Origin of the sequence: Paraburkholderia mimosarum LMG 23256 = NBRC 106338, assembly GCF_000739815.1 — a bacterium.
Lineage (GTDB): Bacteria > Pseudomonadota > Gammaproteobacteria > Burkholderiales > Burkholderiaceae > Paraburkholderia > Paraburkholderia mimosarum.
In genome coordinates, this window is record NZ_BBJJ01000312.1 from 1 (window position 1) to 1,292 (window position 1,292).

A 1,292-nucleotide genomic window follows, 5' to 3' on the forward strand; every position below is an offset into this window, starting at 1 on the left:
TAAAATAAGGGATAGTCTTGTGCCTATCAGTAAGCCTAGTCATTACGTGGAAAGCATCGAAATTCTGACCGAGCCGGAGCGCCGTCGTCGGCGCACGGCGCAGGAAAAAATCGCCATCGTGCAGGAAACATTGGAGCCAGGAGCGTCGGTGTCGGCCGTTGCACGTCGGCACGGCGTCAATGCCAACCAGGTGTTCGGCTGGCGCAAGCAATACCAGGAAGGCAGTCTGGCGGCGGTGAAGGCAGGCGAAACCGTTGTGCCGGCATCTGAGCTGGCCGCCGCCATCAAGGAAATCAAGGAACTGCAACGGCTACTCGGGAAGAAGACGCTGGAGGTCGAAATCCTGAAAGAAGCCGTGGAGTGGGGGCGTTCAAAAAACCTGATTGCGCGCTCGCCCTTGCTGCTGGGGGACGACCGATGAAGACGGTCTGCGAAGTTCTCGGCGTGGCGCGCTCTGCCGTGGCGGTGAAGCGAGCTCGCTCGTCTGACTGGCGCGATGGTCGCCGTGCTCGCGTGACCAATGATGCCGGGCTGGTCGAGGAAATTCAGGCACATGTAGCGCATCTGCCGACTTACGGCTACCGACGCATCTGGGCGCTGTTGCGCCGCAGTCGGGAGCAGACCGGTGCGCCGTGCATCAACGCCAAGCGCGTGTATCGGGTCATGCGTGAGCATCAGTTGCTGCTGCGCCGCCCCGGCGTGCGGCGAGACAAGCGGCGGCATGACGGTCGCGTTGCCGTGGAACGCAGCAACACCCGCTGGTGCTCCGATGGCTTCGAGTTCCGGTGCGACGATGGTACGCCGCTGCGCGTGACGTTTGCGCTGGACTGCTGCGACCGCGAGGTGATTAGCTGGGCAGCGACGACCGGCGGGCATAGCGGTGATGTGGTGCGCGACGTGATGCTGGCCGCCGTCGAACAGCGCTTCGGCACCACGCAGGCCGCGCAGCCCATCGAATGGCTGACGGACAACGGCTCGGCCTACATCGACCACCGCACGCGCAGCTTCGCTCGCGAACTGGGTCTTGAGCCGCTGACCACGCCGGTCCGTTCGCCGCAGAGCAATGGCATGGCCGAATCGTTCGTGAAGACCATGAAGCACAATTACGTCGCCTATATGGACAAGCCTGACGCACCAACGGCGCTCTCGCGTCTGGCTATCGCGTTTGAACACTACAATGAGCGCCACCCGCACAAAGCCCTGAAATACCGCTCGCCTCGCGAGTTCAGGCGTCATGCGGTGTCATCAACCTAACGGTGTCCAAGTGTCCTGAGTTACAGGGGCAACTCCAG

The 1,292-nt window shown here is 62.4% G+C and carries 1 protein-coding gene; it reads left to right on the forward strand.

Annotation, left to right across the window (positions count from 1 at the left end; all coding sequences use genetic code 11):
• The first annotated feature begins 55 nt into the window (after positions 1-55).
• A protein-coding gene (locus tag BMI01S_RS37610) for an IS3 family transposase (RefSeq protein ID WP_169745511.1) occupies positions 56-1,254 on the forward strand; the annotation gives its coding sequence in 2 pieces (ribosomal slippage) (positions 56-371 and positions 371-1,254; 1,200 coding nt in all).
• The last annotated feature ends 38 nt before the right edge of the window (positions 1,255-1,292 follow it).